Below are 16,359 nucleotides of genomic sequence, written 5' to 3' on the forward strand. Positions count from 1 at the left end.
CCCCGACAGAGTCGGTTCGACAAACTGTATTTGTTAACGTTTTGCTGTTCAGTTTTCAAGGTTCATATCGTTACTGTGTTTTCAGCAGCAACTCTTATATCATATCAAGTTGTCTTCTTTATGTCAACAACTTTTTTGAATTTCTTTTTCAAGCAAACCATTTGTCTCTCAGGCGTTTTGTTTAACTCCCTCAGCGACGTTTACTATGTTAGCATGGTTCGTATTCTACTGTCAACAAAAATATTGGAACGATTTTTAAAATCGCTCCAATACCGCGTCCCCATCACTCTACTCTGTAATCTCTATGGAAGATGAACTCGTTTTTCGAGTCGCTTTGCACCACTTTAATGATTCCTTTTTCAATTAAAAATTCGATAAACACTTCAAGATCGATTGAATATAATCTTGCCTCTTCATGCTCATGTAGCTCTTGGATGGTCCATTGCTCTTTTTCAGCTAGCACATCCATCAAGTGGCGGGCTCCGTCAATCGTCCGATTATGGATGAAAAATTCACTGGCTAGAAATAATAGTTCCAATCTTTTTTCCAGTGGCTCTTCACTCATAATCAGTTCTTTGTACAATTTATAAATAGCCGGATCAATTTTCTTCACTTGGGACCATACTGTCACTTCCGGGACTAATCCGTTTTCAATGACTGCTAGTCTCGCTAAATGATGGAGGGATTTAACGACGTGGTGATATGCGTCCATGCCGTTTCCTTGTTCAAAAAAAGTTTTTCCTTCCATATAGTCTCTAACTAGCTGTGAAAACTCGAGCCCCATTTTAATATTTCGACCATGGAACGGATATTCTTGAAATTCCGTTTTCAACCGTTCCACGAATTCATTCCGATCGAAATAAACCTTACCGTAGAATAGCCAATCTACCACTTTCCGCTTCGACCCCTGCAATAACCATTTCCGCAATTGTTTTTCGCTAATGATGTGCATGGCGGCTTTTTCATTTCCGTCCGTGTAATGTTTTGTAAAGATAGGGGGATCTTCGTCGGCAGTAATAATAAGGAGGATTGCATCAAAAGTATCGGTTGTTGGATCCCCTTTTCCTCTCTTCTCTACAATGATAACTCCTAGCGTCTCTGGAAAACTTGCCCGTTCCTGATAAATCGGTCTTAAAACTTGTTCCACTACCACACCTCCATGCCGTTTCTTTTCGACAAAGCTATCAAATTATCCTTTATTCAAAGTGAGTAAATAGTGACGGTTTGAAATATATGCTATAGTAATTGTAGCTTAAGGAGGTACGCTAGATGAAACCCTATAAAAATAAGATAAACCGAATACGTTCGTTTGCCCTTTCTTTAATCTTCATCGGGGTTGTCATTATGTATATCGGCATTTTCTTCAGGAATAACGAGATTGTCATGCTCAGCTTCATGGTGCTTGGTGTTCTTGCCATCATTGCCAGTACGGTTGTGTATGCTTGGATCGGTTCACTTTCCACACGGGCTGTGCAGATTCAATGTCCAAGCTGCGGAAGACATACAAAGATGCTTGGGCGTGTCGATATGTGCGGGCATTGTCGTGAGCCACTTACACTTGACCCTTCCCTAGAAGGCAAGGAGTTCGACGAAGCTTATAATCGCCCAAAAGCAAAATCAACAAAGACACAAAAAGAAGCTAAATAATAAAAGCGCCTGGACCCTTTTCATAGGAAAGGATTCCAGACGCTTTTTTCAATTCGTACTGGCAACGCGTGAAGCACATTCAGGACATGTTCCGTATACTTCCAAACGGTGTGAGTTCACTTTAAATCCGGTCACATGAGAAGCTAAATGTTCCACTTCCTCGAGACCAGGATGATGAAAATCAACAATCGTTCCACATTGATCACAAATAATATGATAGTGATCATGTGTCACAAAATCAAAACGGCTTGAGGAATCTCCGTACGTGAGCTCCTTGACAAGCCCGGCATTTCGAAAAACACGTAAGTTATTATATACTGTCGCAACGCTCATATTTGGAAAGTCATCTGCTAGTGCTTTATAGATCTCATCAGCCGTTGGATGTGTGTCAGAAGATATCAGAAATTCTAATATCGCATGCCTTTGTGGTGTAATTCTTACGCCACTTGTTTTCAATGCGTCCAGCGCGTCTTTTAATTGGACTTCAGACATCGCTCATGCACCCCAATTCGAAAAGATTCTTTCTTTATAATCATTACAATTAGTTTACTGAATAGGGGTGCTATTGTCAACAGATGTGCTGTCTTCCCCACGAAAGACGTGTTTATATGTAAGTATTATTCTCAATAACCTTTCTGCACGTCGACCAGATTATCAAGTGTATGGTCAGCTTTCAACCATTTCTCCAGGTTTCCTTCAAATATGATAAGAGACCTCTCAACATATTTGCCGGAAAGGCTGGATACATGGGGAGATACCGTACAGTTCGGCAAGGCCCATAATTCATTTTCCACCGGGAGCGGTTCGTTTTCAAAGACATCCAGTACCGCATGACCGATCATTTCATTTTTCAACGCCTCGATCAGAACCGATTCAGCAACTAGATCGCCCCGACCAAAGTTCATGAAAACACTCGTTTCTTTCATCGCTTGGAAATGTTCTTCCGTCAGCAACCCTCTTGTCTCTTGCGTACTCGGCAAGACCGATATGACGTAGTCCACTTCGGGCAAGCGATCGAGCAGCCCATCAAATCGGATCATTTCATCCATAGATGGATTCGCATTCCCGGAACGGTTGCACCCGATCGTCCGAACACCGAAAGCTTGGAGTAATCTACCGATTTCAGAACCGATCGCGCCAGGCCCTAGAATCAGTGCCTTTGACCCCTTCAACTCCGACGAACGAACACGTCGGTTCCATTCTTTCGCTTCCTGATTTTTGTACATGAACGGCAAGGATCGCTTTAACGCCAAGATATGTGCCAGCACCGATTCAGCCATCGGTGTCTTATGGATGCCACGAACATTCGTGACCATAATGTTCTTGTCCGCAATTTCCGCTAGCGGCATTTTATCGATACCTGCGGAGGCAACCATAAGCCACTTTAACGACTTCGCCTTTTCCAGCAGAGCGACATTGATGTTGCTGCCATAACTGACGATGGCAGCTGCTGTTTCAATCTCTTTGTCGTCCGCTGATTTATCGAAATGAAAGGTTACATCCGGAAATTTTGTCACCAGTCTTTCCTCTTGATACGGTTTTAATTTAATCGTGAACAGTACTTCCATTCTCTTTTCCCCCAGACCCCTTATGATTGCGTCAGTTGTTCCAGTGTAGCAAGCGCTTCTTCGATATGGCCTTTCACTTTCACCTTGCGCCATTCCTTCACAACCGTCCCCGTCGGATCAATGAGGAATGTGGACCTTTCAATACCCATATATTCTTTCCCGAACATCTTTTTCAGTTTCCATACGTCATATTTTTCTGCAACGGTGTGATCTGCATCAACCAGCAAGGAAAAAGGTAAACCGTGTTTACCAATAAACTTTTCGTGTGAGACTTCACTATCTGGGCTTACCCCTAGTACAACGGCATTCAGTTTACTAAAATCTTCATATGCATCACGGAAATCGCATGCCTGCGTTGTACATCCCGGTGTCGAATCTTTCGGATAAAAATAAAGAACGACATATTTTTCACCTGCAAAGTCTTTTAGTGAGACCGTTTCCCCTTTTTCGTTTGGCAATGAAAATTCTGGTGCTTGCAATCCTTCCAGCTTTGTCATGTTCCATTCCTCCAATATCTTTTTGTCCAGACTCCGGCTGACCAGAGCTTTTCCTTTCTTCATCGTACCGAACAAGCTGGACACTTTCAATTTCTTTGGCGTAATGGGCGTGTTTTGTTTAGAATAGAAGATGTAAAGAAGGGAACGGAGGAATTATTTATGAACAGAACAAATTCAGAACAGATCTATGCGCAGGCTTGCGAGCATATAGTAGGTGGGGTTAATAGCCCTTCACGCGGTTATCGTGCAGTTGGCGGCGGTGCACCTACCGTCATGGAAAGGGCAGAAGGCGCCTACTTTTGGGATGTCGATGGCAATAAATACATCGATTATCTAGCCGCATATGGTCCGATCATTACCGGACATGCGCATCCACATATTACTGAAGCCATCGTGCAAGCTGCACAAACAGGTGTCCTCTACGGCACACCGACAAAACATGAAGTGAAATTCGCGAAAATGTTGAAAGAAGCCATGCCAGGCATGGATAAAGTCCGCTTTGTCAATTCTGGAACGGAAGCGGTCATGACAACAATCCGTGTCGCGCGCGCGTTCACTGGCCGTACGAAAATCATGAAATTTGCCGGCTGTTATCACGGTCATTCGGATCTTGTACTCGTTGCAGCCGGATCGGGTCCTGCTACGCTTGGCACCCCGGATTCTGCTGGCGTCCCTAAAACGATTGCAGAGGAAGTCATCACGATTCCATTCAACGACCCGAAAGCTTATGAAGAAGCGATTGCTAAATGGGGAGACGAAATTGCCTGTGTCCTTGTCGAGCCGATTGTCGGCAATTTCGGTATCGTCGAGCCGAACGAAGGCTTCCTACCGCTTGTCCATGAGCTGGCAGCTGAAAAAGGGGCATTGATCGTATACGATGAAGTCATTACAGCGTTCCGCTTCCACTATGGCGGCGCACAGAACTTACTCGGCTTGACTCCCGACCTCACTGCATTTGGGAAAATTATCGGCGGCGGCTTACCAATCGGGGCTTACGGCGGCAAGAAGGAAATCATGGAACAAGTCGCTCCACTCGGCCCGGCTTATCAAGCGGGGACAATGGCAGGAAATCCGGCATCTATGCTGGCGGGAATCGCTTGTTTGGAAGTGCTCCAACAACCGGGTATCTATGAAGAAATGGATCGCCTAGGCGAGTTATTGGAAGATGGTATTTTAAAATCTGCAAAAGAACATGGCATTACGTTGACAACCAATCGATTAGGCGGTGCTCTTACGCTCTTTTTCACCGATATAAAAGTGGAAAATTATGCGCAAGCGGAAGCGACAGACGGAGAAGTATTTGCGAAGTTTTTTAAACTGATGCTCAAAAACGGTATCAATCTTGCGCCTTCCAAATATGAAGCATGGTTTTTAACGACTGCCCATACTGAAAAAGATATTGAAGATACTTTGGTCGCCGTCGATAAATCCTTCAAGGAACTCGCTACGCTCCTCAAGGATTAACTCTATTTTCTAGTGACGTAAAAACAGCAATATAAGAAAGGAATTAGCGCATGAAACTTGGTGCCCGCATCTTTAAAACGGGCATTGCAATTGTATTCGCATTGTTCCTGGCAGACATTTTGCAATTGCCCCATCCTGTATTTGCAGGAATCGCAGCGATCTTCGCCATCCAACCTTCCATCTATCGATCTTATTTGACGATCGTGGAACAGATTCAAGGGAATGTCATCGGTGCGGTGATCGGGATTTCGTTTGTCCTTCTATTCGGTCATCAGTTAGTGGTCATTGGGTTGGCAGCCGTCATCATCATTTTAATCATGCTAAAATTAGGCCTTGAAAAATCCATCTCTTTAGCACTCGTCATGATGATTGCCATTATGGAGATTAAAGGGGACGATTTCCTCTCCTATGCATTGCTCCGTTTCCTGACACTCATCATCGGTGTACTGGCGGCATTTTCAGTGAATTTACTGTTCGTGCCTCCCAAATATGAAACGAAGCTGTTTCAGTCGATCCATTCCGCCCAAGATGAAATCATCCGGTGGACTCGGCTCGCCGGCAGACAGGCATCCGAACATGTGGCCACGAAAAAATCGCTGAACAAATTGAAAGAACGGCTTTCACAGGTCGATCAATTGTATAGCCTCTTTAAAGAAGAACGGAGCTATTTCAAAAAGAGCTCCCGTGCCAAAACGAGAAAACTTGTCATTTATCGGCAAATGATCGCTACGTCAAGAAGCAGCTACGACGTGTTGAAACGGCTTCACCAATTCGAAAATGAGCTGATCAATCTGCCTGAGCATTTTCGGATGATGGTGCAGGAACGCCTGGATTCCCTGCTCAATTATCACGAACAGCTCCACCTGAAGTTTACCGGCCAACTGAAATCCGACAAAGAGACAATGAATGCCAACGAGGATTATATCCAGCGTCATGAAGTGATGGAAATTTTCGCGAAGGAAATTGCTTTGACAAAGGAAGAAGAGGAGTTTTCCGCCTACCACCTTCTACACATCCTATCAGCCATCTTGAATTACGAAGAACAGCTTGAACATCTCGACAAGCTCATCGTATCGTTTCAAAAACATCACAACAATGAAGTGAACGCAGAGCTAAAAGAAGAAATCTATTAAAAGAAGCCTGAAAGTCATCATGACTTTCAGGCTTTTCTTTATCGTCTTCAGCTTTTCATCCGGGGATCGAGTGCGTCGCGCAAGCCATCTCCCATTAAGTTAAATCCAAGGACTGTTAGCATAATCGCCAGTCCTGGGAAAATCATCGTCCATGGAGCGGACTGCAAATAGTTTTTCGAATCGGCGAGCATTTTCCCCCATTCAGGCGCCGGTGCTTGCGCTCCCAAACCTAGGAAACCAAGTGCCGCCGCTTCCAAGATCGCCGTCGCAATTGCTAACGTTCCTTGTACGATGACGGGAGCCATGGAATTGGGCAAAATATGTGAGAATAGTATACGGGCATCCCGCATTCCGATCCCTTTCGCAGCCATGATATACTCATCTTCTTTAATGCTCAGCACTTTCGATCGAATCAACCTTCCGAAGTTCGGCACATTGATGATCGCAATCGCAATCAGTGCATTCATCAAATTCGGACCAAGTACGGAAACAATCGCGATCGCCAATAAAATCGATGGGAACGCAAGCATAATATCAAAAATCCGAGAAATGACCGTATCGATCCAGCGGCCATAATAACCTGCAATGATGCCTAACATACTTCCCACTACAACAGATCCAATGACGGAGAAAAAGCCAACCTTAAGGGAAATCTGCGCACCATGAATGATTCTTGAGAAGATGTCTCTTCCAAGGTCATCTGTTCCAAGCCAATACTCACTGGAAGGAGGAAGCAGACGGTCCGCCAACACTTGCTCATTGATCCCTTCCGGTGCAAAACGTGGACCGAAAATCGCCAATAGGATAAAGAATAGTACAATCCCCGCACCAACAACGGCTACTTTGTTCTTACTGAACCCTCTCCAAGCTTCTAGCCAAGGGCCCGCTTCTTTTTCAACCTTCTTATTTTCATTTCCTTTTGACACTAATTCAGACATTTGGACTTCCTCCTTCCTTAATCGTATTTAATCCGCGGATCGATGAGACCATATAACAGGTCGACAAGCAAGTTGATCATGACAAAGATGAATGCCACAATGAGGATACCGGATTGGATAACCGGATAATCCCTCGCTCCGATCGCTTCGTAAATATAGCGGCCAATCCCCGGCCATGCAAAAATCGACTCCGTCAAAATGGCTCCGCCAAGCAGCATTCCCATTTGCAAACCAATGATCGTCAATACTGGGATGATGGCGTTTTTCAGCGCATGCTTATACACAACCCAGAACATTTTTTGACCCTTCGCCCGTGCAGTGCGAACATAATCGGAACGCATTACTTCCAGCATGCTAGAACGTGTCATCCGAGCGATGATCGCCATCGGAATCGTCGCCAATGCTAATCCCGGTAAAACGAGATGACGCAACACTTGCCAAAGCTGATCAAAACGCCCTTGCAAAATTGTATCGAGTACGTACAAATTCGTAATGGCATTGACCGGATCCCGCACTTGTTCCCTTCCCGTTGTCGGCAACCAACCAAGTTCCAATGCGAATGCCCACTGCCCCATCAGACCGAGCCAGAAAATCGGCATCGATACGCCAACTAGCGCCAAAATCATTGCCGTATAATCAAACCAGGAATTTTGGAACCATGCCGAAATGATACCTGCATTGATACCGATGACAACAGCGATAATAATAGCAAAAAGGGCCAATTCGAACGTCGCCGCCAAATAAGGCCATATTTCATCCGCAACCGGGGTCCGTGTACGCATGGATTCACCCAGATCGCCCTTAAAGAGGCCACCTAAATACTTAAAATATTGGATATACCACGGGTTATCGAGCCCTAACTTCACTGTCAACGCTTCGACCGCTTCTTTCGTCGCTTGTTGCCCCAAAATGATTTGCGCCGGGTTTCCCGGTATCGCGCGAATAATCATAAATACGATAAACGTCATTCCAAGAAGGACAGGAATGAGCTGCAGCAACCTTTTCCCAATATAGCTGAGCATAATTTTTCACCTCTCCAACTTTCAAATCCATTTCTATGTACATAGCATTTCAAAGGGGAAAAAGGAGAAATCCGGTAGACCTCTCCCTTTCCGTTTATGTCCCTCTTTTATTCCGCAGATTCTTCCTCTACTGCTGTAAATTCCACGTTAGAAAGCAAGTCCGATCCCGTTGGATGCGGAAGGAAACCTTTCAGTTCCTTCACTCCTCCAAGAAGAGGTGTGGAGTGGGCAATTGGTACCCACGGTGCTTCTTCGTGAATAATTTCCTGTGCTTTTTTGTATAGTTCATTTCGTTTCTCTTCGTCAACTTCGGTTTGCGCTTCAATCAAGAGTGCATGAAGCTCATCATTTTTGTAGTACGTGTAGTTATTGCTTCCGATATTATCTTCATCTAGAAGCACATAAATGAAGTTATCCGCATCTCCGTTATCTCCAGTCCAGCCGAGCATGAATGCATCCGCATCCCCTTTGCTTGCTAGATCCAAATATGTTCCCCATTCATGCGAAACGATTTTAGCTGTAATGCCAACATCTGCTAGGTTTTTCTGGATAACTTCAGCAACTTTTGCGCCGTCCGGCATATATGGACGTGGTACTGGCATTGCCCATAGATCCATTTCAAAACCGTCAGCAAGACCCGCTGCTGCTAGCAACTCTTTCGCTTTTTCAGGATCATATGGGTAACCTTCGATCTCGTCATTGTATCCTGAAATGGACGGCGGCATAGGGTTTTTCGCGATATTTGCACGCCCTTCGAAGAACGAATCGATGATGGCTTGCTTATCGATCGCATAGTTGATCGCCTGACGCACTTCCTTTTTATCGAATGGCGGACGTGTGACCGTCATGCCAAGGTATCCAATATTCATGGAAGGACGTTCAAATAACTGTAGATTCTCATTTCCTTCAATTGTTGTGCCGTCAGACGGATTGATGCCATCTGCAAGATCGATGTCACCCGCCAACAATGCATTCAGACGCGCAGAGTTATCCGGAATTGAACGGAAAATGACTTTTTTCAGTTTCGGCAGTCCTTCTTGCCAGTACTCGTCGAATTTTTCAATTGTGATTGTTTCATTCGGCTTCCACTCTACAAATTGGAACGGCCCTGTACCGACAGGATTTCGTTCGAATTCGTCGTCCCCTTTTTCAAATGCAGTAGGGCTTGCAATCGCGAACATGTCCATCGCGAGGTTTTTCAAGAACGGTGCTTGCGGGCGCGTCAATTTGATAATGACCGTATGATCGCCATCAGCAGTCACCGATTCGATGACATGCCCTTCGTCACCTTTGAAACCGCCAAACATGGAGTTATAATACGGGAATTTTTCTGCATTTCCATTGGCCCAACGCTCAAAGTTTTTGACAACCGCGTCAGCATTAAAGTCCGTGCCGTCATGGAATTTGACGCCTTCTTGTAATTTGAAAGTATACGTTAACCCATCTTCACTTGGCTCCCATTCTTTCGCTAGTCCAGGAACAACCGTCGTATCCTGTTCGCTGAAATTCAAAAGCGTCTCAAACAGATTCTTCGTCACTTTGAACGTTTCGCCTTCTGTCGATCTAGATGGATCAAGTGAAGTCGAATCCCCACCACGTCCAAATACTAATGTATCTTGTACAGTTCCTTCGTTACCTTCCTTCTTACCGTCGCTCGAGCCCGACGAACAAGCCGCAAGCACTGTTGACAGAACAAGAAGCAGTAGCAAAGCGAATGACCAAGCCTTTCTTTTTCTCATACTGACCCCTCCAACTGTTTTATATCATTGCTGACCTACCTCATTATACAAATGGCAGGCAACAGAATGACCCGATTGATGTTCTACAAGTTTTGGTACGATTTTCGTACATACATCCATTTTAAATGGACAGCGAGTATGAAATGTACATCCTGAAGGAGGATTTGCCGGATTCGGAATATCCCCTTCCAGAATAATCTGTTCTTTTTCGAAATCCGGATCTGGTACAGGAACTGCGGATAACAGCGCCTGTGTATATGGATGAAGCGCTTCCAAATATAATTGTTCACTTTCCGCAATTTCTACCATTTTCCCTAGATACATCACGCCGACACGATCACTGATATGTCGGACCACTCCCAAATCATGGGCGATAAATATATAAGTAAGCTTGAAATCCTTTTGCAAATCTTGCATGAGATTCAACACTTGCGACTGAATGGAAACATCCAATGCCGAAACAGGCTCGTCCGCAATGATCAGCTTCGGATTTGTCATAAGCGCTCGGGCAATCCCGATCCGTTGTCGTTGCCCACCACTGAACTGATGCGGATAACGTTTTGCGTGATAGGCACTCAGCCCCACGATTTCAAGAAATTCATGCACTTTCTTTTTCCGTTCTTTCGGATTTTTCACCCCGTGGACAATAAGTGGTTCTTCCAATATTTTCTCAATTGTATGACGTGGATTTAATGAGGCATATGGATCTTGGAAGACCATTTGGATATCGCGTCGCGTCTTGCGCATTTCATCGGCGGACAAATCCGTCAAGTCTTTGCCATCGAACTCGACTTTCCCTTCAGTCGGTTCCAAAAGCCTCATGAGCATACGTCCCGTTGTCGATTTCCCACAACCGGATTCTCCCACAATGCCGAGTGTTTCGCCTTCATTCACCGTAAAAGATACATCATCCACCGCCTTGACATGTCCAACGGTTTTACCAAGCATTCCTTTTTTGACCGGGAAATACTTTTTTAAACCTTCAACTTTCAATAAGGGCTTTGTTGTCATGCTTGTCCACCCTTTCTTCATCGTATAAGAAGCATCGTGTCTGATGGACATCAGATGTTTCATAGAGCGCAGGATTTTCTTTCAAGCAACGATCGAACGCAAATTCACATCTAGCCGCAAATCTGCAACCGTGCCGGATCGAACCCGGTTTTGGTACATTCCCGGGAATGGAATAGAGCCGCTCTTTTTTGTAGCGCATATCCGGTACGGATTGGATCAACCCTTTTGTATAAGGATGTTGTGGATCCTCGAAAATCTGTTTTGCCGGAGCCTCTTCGATAATTTGGCCGGCATACATGACAATCACACGTTCACACGTTTCTGCTACGACACCGAGGTCATGCGTGATGAGGAGAACAGATGTATTCAACCTCGTATTCAGCTCTTTCATCAGCTTCAAAATTTGCGCTTGAATCGTCACATCGAGCGCGGTCGTCGGTTCATCGGCAATGAGCACTTTCGGATCACAAACGAGAGCCATCGCAATCATGACACGCTGCCGCATTCCGCCTGACAATTGATGAGGATATTCTTTCAATAATTCATCCGCGCGGGGCATACCGACCAGTTTCAACATTTCGACAGCACGGGCTTCCGCCTTCTTTTTCGACCAATTTTTCTTATGTATACGAATCGCTTCGGTCATTTGATTACCGATTGTAAATAAAGGATTCAGCGATGTCATCGGCTCTTGGAAAATCATTGCAATGTCATTTCCCCGAATTTGTCGCATTTGCCTTTCCGTCATACGGAGCAAATCTTTATCTTGAAAAAGTATTTCGCCTCCAACAATTTTGCCGGGAGGTTTCGGGACAAGCCCCATAATCGAAAGGGATGTCACACTTTTCCCGCAGCCCGATTCCCCTACAATCCCTAGAATTTCTCCCTCTTTTACATGAAAATCAATGTGATCAACTGCTGGAATTTCTCCTGAATCCGTAAAAAAGGTCGTCTGCAAATCTTTCACTTGGAGGACTGTTTTCCTCTCACCCATCAGATCACCCTTTTCTTGTCGTACTTTACTTTGAATTCTAAAGGTATTCACTATTATACGATTTTTCATAATTAAATCAATACTATTTTCATATATTTAAATTAAAATAAAAATTAAAACAAATGGCACCTTACAGAATAATCCGCAAGGTGCCGCATGCCTTTCTATTATGTTCCGAGCATTTGGACTTGAAACAGTCCGTAATAGATGCCCTGCTGTTTCATCAGCTGTTCATGTGTCCCCATTTCCTTCAATTCTCCGGCGTCGATGACAACAATTTTATCCGCATGAGTAATGGTGGAAAGTCGATGTGCAACGATAAAGGTTGTTCGATTGGACGCCAACCGGACAAGCGATTCCTGAATGAGCGCTTCGCTTTCGAGATCAAGCGCAGACGTCGCTTCATCCAAAACGAGAAGCGGCGGATTCTTCAGAAAGACACGGGCGATGGCAATCCGCTGTTTCTGTCCGCCCGATAACTTCACACCTCGCTCTCCGACTTTCGTATCGTAACCTTGGGGTAATGACTCGATGAAGTCGTGTGCGTTCGCAGCTTTGGCCGCAGCGACCACTTCTTCATCTGTTGCATCGGGTTTCCCCATCAGGATATTACTTTTGACAGAATCGCTGAACAGAATATTATCCTGCAAAACCATTCCGATCTGACTCCGTAAAGATTTCACTTGCACATCCCGCAAATCATAACCGTCAATCCGGACGCTGCCTTCTGTGACATCATGAAACCTCGGAATAAGGCTGACGATCGTCGATTTCCCCCCACCGCTCATCCCGACAAAAGCGACAGTCTCTCCAGGCTTCACAGTCAAATCGATTCCATCCAGGACCAATTCTCCTTCTTTCTCATAAGCAAAGCTGACGTTTTCGAACTCGACTTCGCCACGAATGACCGGAAGTGCAATTGCATGTTGCTTATCCGTAATCTCATACTGTTCCTCCATCAAATCAAAGACACGATCCATCGAGGCAAATGATTGTGTAAGCGAAGTCGATGCATTGACAAGACGGCGAAGCGGATTGTACAAACGTTCAATATACGCAATGAACGCAACCATCGTTCCGACTGATAAATGCTCATGGATGACTTGGTAGCCAGCATAGGCTAACACAAGAAGCGGCGCGACGTCCGTAATCGTATTGACGACAGCAAACGCTTTCGCATTCCAACGAGTATGATCAAGAGCCTTGTCTAAAAAATTTCCATTTGTCTTTTCAAAAAGGCGTTGCTCCTTCTCTTCCAGCGCAAAACTTTTAATAACGCTGACGCCCGCCACCCGTTCGTGTAAATAACTTTGGACGTCCGCTAACGCTTGTGAACGCTTCCTTGTCAACTCACGCAACTTCCCGAAAAAATGTTTGACACTATACGCATAAAACGGAAAAGCGAGCAGCGTAACAAGCGTCAATGGAACGTCCATCGTCATCATGATGATGACCGCAATGATAATTGTAGCCAAATCCAGCCAAACGTTCATCAAGCCGATCATCACGAAGTTTTTTGTTTGTTCCACATCATTGATGACACGCGAAATGATTTCCCCTGCACGTGTATTCGAGTAATAGCGAAGACTCAACTTTTGCAAATGCGCATACAATGCATCACGTATATCATACAAAACCTTATTGCTGACGTACTGTGCATAGTACTGCCTGTAATATTCTACTGGCGGTCTTATGATGAAAAAAATCAGGACCGTGCCGCCTAGCCAATAAAATAATTGCCGGGTCATTTCTTCTTTCGTCAGCACATCCGAGCTGATGATATCGTCAATGACAATTTTCATAAGAAGCGGAATGAATAACGGAATCGCAAATTTCACGATGCCGATTAAAATCGTCAGGATAATTTGCCAAGTATACGGTTTGACAAATTGTAAATACCGCTTCATGCTATCTCCCATCTGCTAGTCCTCCCAGATATCAAAAAACCTGCCGCAATCATTTGGCGGTCAGGTTTTCCCACTAATTTTTCACCTTATTTATAGAATTCATACCTAGACGTCCATACATCGATGAAGTCTGGAGCAAAAGGACCTCTTCGTTGCTTGATCCATCCGAGCAGCGTATCCAAATTCCTGTGCAAAATCTGATCGATCACTTCGGGATATCCCATTTGTTTTTTATGTTCGGCATATTCATCCTCATCTAAAATCATATAACTCATATCGGGAAACACTTTCACATCGAGGTCATAATCGATATATTTCAGTGACTGATTGTCATAGACAAATGGGGAGCTCATATTAATGTAATAATAAACGCCGTCTTCCCTCAACATGCATATAATGTTGAACCAATGTTCTGCATGAAAATAACAAATGGAAGGTTCGCGCGTAAGCCAAGTACGCCCATCCGCTTCTGTCACAAGTGTCCGCTCATTCGCTCCGATCACAATATTGCGGGTTCCTTTCAACACCACCGTTTCCTGCCAGACACGGTGGATGCTCCCATCATGCTTGTAGCTATGTATCTGAATCCTTTCGCCTTCTGTAGCAATCGCCATACGTACACCTACCTTTTATTTGCCGGAAAATTTGGAAGCCAATATTATTTCCCTATTATACCAAGAACCCACTCGGATTTGAAACGTTTCAAGTTCACTCATCTGTTTTCGTCCTAAATGCAAATGGTTCCATTTGAATAGGAAGACAATTAGCAAAAGCGAAGGACGCCTGCTTAGACGCGACAGGCATAAGGCGAGTCGACGGCGTGGCGTACTTTGCCGCAGAGTAGAATTGACTATCAAGGAACGCAGTCTAAGATCGCCGCGTCCTGAAAGTGCCTTAATTTCTACAAAGAACGCAGAAATACGGAAAATCGAACCCTTTGCTGTTCGATTGGCAACCACTGCGCAACTCACATCCTGTGAGCCTCCGAGCGTCTGGCGTCAGGAGTCTAGACGTAAAAAAACCGGCAGAAGTTCATTCCTCTGCCGGCCGGTGATGTCCATCCACTTATTTGGTCCCGTTTTCGTAACGATTCGCGCGCGGACCGGAAGCATTGTTTTTGTTTGCTTCAGATTGTTGGTTTTGTTGTCTTACTTCGTTCACGTCCGTTTCAGATCCGAACTCTTCAGTCATACCTTGCTGAGAAAGTTGGTTCTGTTGACGAACTTGCTTCGCGTTTGTTTTACTTGGGTCGCTGTTTTTATTAGCCATGGATTTTCACCTCCGTGCTAATTATCATGTCCACTGTTACAAAATTTATGCCACTGGAAAATTTTTAGTGAAATATTTACAATTACTGTAAAAAATCATGCATTTCCTTTGATTTCATTCCAAATTTTAATAACAGGCACGGGTTTCGGCAATGCTTCCACTTCTTCCTCCGTAAAGAATTGCGCATCATCGGGAATCGTAGTCATTGATGACAGCTCTGCCAAATAACTTTGCAGTTCCCATGTAATATGGGAAAAAACATGTTTAAAGTTGATTAACGCCTTGCAATGATGCAGTTCAATTCCATATTGCGCACGCATTTTGTCATGTAGTGGTTCGTCATCTGTCAATTCGATCATTGGGAACTCCCATAAGTTTGCCAAGAGCCCTTTGGCAGGACGTTGACGCAGCAACCATTGACCTTGCTCATTCCGGATCACAACAGAGGCGACAGGGGTAATTTTCATCTTCGTCTTCTTTGTTTTCACCGGCAATTCTTCTTGGCGACCTTCCAAAAACGCCGCGCAAAAATCGCGCACTGGGCAAAGCAGACATCTCGGCTTCGGCGTACAAATCGTAGCGCCCAGTTCCATCAGGCCTTGATTGAAAGAAGACGGATCTTCTTTGTCAATCAAGTCCATAACCACTTTTTCGAATATCTTTTTCGTCCGGGGAATTGCAATATCTTCTTCTATAATTAATAAACGCGATAGAACACGCATGACATTACCATCGACAGCATGCTCCGGAATGCCGTATGCAATGCTGAGCACCGCCCCAGCCGTATAGGGACCGACACCTTTCAACGCAGAAATTTCTTTGCGGTTTGCGGGCACGCTGCCGCCATAATTCTCCACCACTTCACGGACACCCGCTTGTAAATTCCTCGCGCGGGAATAATAGCCAAGCCCTTCCCACTGTTTCAATAGTTCCTCTTCCTCCGCCTCGGCAAGTGCCGACATCGTAGGAAACTTTTCGACAAAACGCTCATAGTAAGGGATGACCGTGTCGACTCTTGTCTGTTGGAGCATCACTTCTGAAATCCAAATATAGTATGGGTTCGAAGTTCGTCTCCATGGCAGATCCCTTTTTTCTCGTCGGTACCAAGATAGGAGGGATTCGCGGAATTCGTCTTGATGTTCTAAAATTTGCATGTTTTCCTCCTTATCA

16 protein-coding genes are annotated in these 16,359 nt (G+C 44.8%); 3 read left to right on the forward strand and 13 right to left on the reverse strand.

Annotated features, from left to right (window positions below; all coding sequences use genetic code 11):
- Window positions 1-283: 283 nt before the first annotated feature.
- Window positions 284-1,147, reverse strand: coding sequence for a nucleotidyltransferase-like protein (locus ACFPRA_RS23755; protein WP_239391828.1), 864 nt, complete (start codon window positions 1,145-1,147; stop codon window positions 284-286).
- 122 nt (window positions 1,148-1,269) lie between these two features.
- Here ACFPRA_RS23755 and ACFPRA_RS23760 point away from each other — a divergent pair, with 122 nt between their 5' ends.
- Entirely contained in the window at window positions 1,270-1,647 is a 378-nt protein-coding gene (locus tag ACFPRA_RS23760) for a YgzB family protein (protein WP_381440304.1), read from the forward strand.
- 48 nt (window positions 1,648-1,695) lie between these two features.
- Here ACFPRA_RS23760 and perR read toward each other — a convergent pair whose 3' ends face one another.
- The 3 genes from perR to bcp form a co-directional block, all read right to left on the reverse strand.
- The gene (perR, locus tag ACFPRA_RS23765; protein WP_381440307.1) at window positions 1,696-2,139 is read right to left on the reverse strand and encodes a peroxide-responsive transcriptional repressor PerR; all 444 of its coding nucleotides are present in this window, start codon (window positions 2,137-2,139) and stop codon (window positions 1,696-1,698) included.
- Between the two features lie 131 nt (window positions 2,140-2,270).
- Window positions 2,271-3,215, reverse strand: a complete 945-nt coding sequence (locus ACFPRA_RS23770) for a D-2-hydroxyacid dehydrogenase (protein WP_381440310.1) — start codon at window positions 3,213-3,215, stop codon at window positions 2,271-2,273.
- A gap of 20 nt (window positions 3,216-3,235) precedes the next feature.
- Window positions 3,236-3,712, reverse strand: a complete 477-nt coding sequence (gene bcp, locus ACFPRA_RS23775) for a thioredoxin-dependent thiol peroxidase (protein WP_381440313.1) — start codon at window positions 3,710-3,712, stop codon at window positions 3,236-3,238.
- A gap of 159 nt (window positions 3,713-3,871) precedes the next feature.
- Between bcp and ACFPRA_RS23780 the strand changes: the two genes are divergently transcribed.
- Together ACFPRA_RS23780 and ACFPRA_RS23785 are read left to right on the forward strand one after the other, a co-directional pair.
- Entirely contained in the window at window positions 3,872-5,176 is a 1,305-nt protein-coding gene (locus ACFPRA_RS23780; protein ID WP_381440315.1) for a glutamate-1-semialdehyde 2,1-aminomutase, read from the forward strand.
- A 50-nt stretch (window positions 5,177-5,226) separates the two neighbouring features.
- Entirely contained in the window at window positions 5,227-6,309 is a 1,083-nt protein-coding gene (locus ACFPRA_RS23785; protein WP_381440317.1) for an FUSC family protein, read from the forward strand.
- A 47-nt stretch (window positions 6,310-6,356) separates the two neighbouring features.
- On the opposite strand, the gene nikC is transcribed toward ACFPRA_RS23785, so the two are convergent.
- From nikC to mutY, 9 genes are all read right to left on the reverse strand, one after another.
- Window positions 6,357-7,247 carry a nickel transporter permease gene (nikC, locus tag ACFPRA_RS23790; RefSeq protein ID WP_381440320.1) on the reverse strand — a complete coding sequence of 297 codons (891 nt, stop codon included), beginning with the start codon at window positions 7,245-7,247 and terminating at the stop codon, window positions 6,357-6,359.
- A gap of 17 nt (window positions 7,248-7,264) precedes the next feature.
- Window positions 7,265-8,269, reverse strand: a complete 1,005-nt coding sequence (locus ACFPRA_RS23795; protein ID WP_381440322.1) for an ABC transporter permease — start codon at window positions 8,267-8,269, stop codon at window positions 7,265-7,267.
- 107 nt (window positions 8,270-8,376) lie between these two features.
- Window positions 8,377-10,008, reverse strand: a complete 1,632-nt coding sequence (locus ACFPRA_RS23800) for an ABC transporter substrate-binding protein (RefSeq protein ID WP_381440324.1) — start codon at window positions 10,006-10,008, stop codon at window positions 8,377-8,379.
- A gap of 24 nt (window positions 10,009-10,032) precedes the next feature.
- Window positions 10,033-11,019: an ABC transporter ATP-binding protein gene (locus ACFPRA_RS23805; protein WP_381440327.1), complete on the reverse strand. Its 987-nt coding sequence runs from the start codon at window positions 11,017-11,019 to the stop codon at window positions 10,033-10,035.
- Entirely contained in the window at window positions 10,991-12,013 is a 1,023-nt protein-coding gene (locus ACFPRA_RS23810; RefSeq protein WP_381440329.1) for an ABC transporter ATP-binding protein, read from the reverse strand. Before ACFPRA_RS23810 ends, ACFPRA_RS23805 begins: the two co-directional genes overlap by 29 nt.
- A 167-nt stretch (window positions 12,014-12,180) precedes the next feature.
- Window positions 12,181-13,932, reverse strand: coding sequence for an ABC transporter ATP-binding protein (locus ACFPRA_RS23815; protein ID WP_381440331.1), 1,752 nt, complete (start codon window positions 13,930-13,932; stop codon window positions 12,181-12,183).
- Window positions 13,933-14,006: 74 nt separating this feature from the next.
- Window positions 14,007-14,534, reverse strand: coding sequence for a nucleoside tri-diphosphate phosphatase (gene ntdP, locus ACFPRA_RS23820; RefSeq protein ID WP_381440335.1), 528 nt, complete (start codon window positions 14,532-14,534; stop codon window positions 14,007-14,009).
- Between the two features lie 451 nt (window positions 14,535-14,985).
- Window positions 14,986-15,189, reverse strand: coding sequence for a gamma-type small acid-soluble spore protein (locus ACFPRA_RS23825; protein WP_381440337.1), 204 nt, complete (start codon window positions 15,187-15,189; stop codon window positions 14,986-14,988).
- A 95-nt stretch (window positions 15,190-15,284) separates the two neighbouring features.
- Window positions 15,285-16,343 carry an A/G-specific adenine glycosylase gene (gene mutY / locus ACFPRA_RS23830; protein ID WP_381440340.1) on the reverse strand — a complete coding sequence of 353 codons (1,059 nt, stop codon included), beginning with the start codon at window positions 16,341-16,343 and terminating at the stop codon, window positions 15,285-15,287.
- Window positions 16,344-16,359 lie beyond the last annotated feature (16 nt).

The organism is Sporosarcina soli (assembly GCF_042655805.1).
Lineage (GTDB): Bacteria > Bacillota > Bacilli > Bacillales_A > Planococcaceae > Sporosarcina > Sporosarcina soli.

Coding starts and splice junctions, on each gene's coding strand:
- ACFPRA_RS23785 (WP_381440317.1), top strand. CDS start 5,227: ATGAAACTTGGTGCCCGCATCTTTAAAACGGGCATTGCAATTGTATTC.
- ACFPRA_RS23770 (WP_381440310.1), bottom strand. CDS start 3,215: ATGGAAGTACTGTTCACGATTAAATTAAAACCGTATCAAGAGGAAAGA.
- ACFPRA_RS23780 (WP_381440315.1), top strand. CDS start 3,872: ATGAACAGAACAAATTCAGAACAGATCTATGCGCAGGCTTGCGAGCAT.
- ACFPRA_RS23760 (WP_381440304.1), top strand. CDS start 1,270: ATGAAACCCTATAAAAATAAGATAAACCGAATACGTTCGTTTGCCCTT.
- ACFPRA_RS23825 (WP_381440337.1), bottom strand. CDS start 15,189: ATGGCTAATAAAAACAGCGACCCAAGTAAAACAAACGCGAAGCAAGTT.
- ACFPRA_RS23810 (WP_381440329.1), bottom strand. CDS start 12,013: ATGGGTGAGAGGAAAACAGTCCTCCAAGTGAAAGATTTGCAGACGACC.
- ACFPRA_RS23815 (WP_381440331.1), bottom strand. CDS start 13,932: ATGGGAGATAGCATGAAGCGGTATTTACAATTTGTCAAACCGTATACT.
- perR (WP_381440307.1), bottom strand. CDS start 2,139: ATGTCTGAAGTCCAATTAAAAGACGCGCTGGACGCATTGAAAACAAGT.
- ntdP (WP_381440335.1), bottom strand. CDS start 14,534: ATGGCGATTGCTACAGAAGGCGAAAGGATTCAGATACATAGCTACAAG.
- nikC (WP_381440320.1), bottom strand. CDS start 7,247: ATGTCTGAATTAGTGTCAAAAGGAAATGAAAATAAGAAGGTTGAAAAA.
- ACFPRA_RS23800 (WP_381440324.1), bottom strand. CDS start 10,008: ATGAGAAAAAGAAAGGCTTGGTCATTCGCTTTGCTACTGCTTCTTGTT.
- mutY (WP_381440340.1), bottom strand. CDS start 16,343: ATGCAAATTTTAGAACATCAAGACGAATTCCGCGAATCCCTCCTATCT.
- bcp (WP_381440313.1), bottom strand. CDS start 3,712: ATGACAAAGCTGGAAGGATTGCAAGCACCAGAATTTTCATTGCCAAAC.
- ACFPRA_RS23805 (WP_381440327.1), bottom strand. CDS start 11,019: ATGACAACAAAGCCCTTATTGAAAGTTGAAGGTTTAAAAAAGTATTTC.
- ACFPRA_RS23795 (WP_381440322.1), bottom strand. CDS start 8,269: ATGCTCAGCTATATTGGGAAAAGGTTGCTGCAGCTCATTCCTGTCCTT.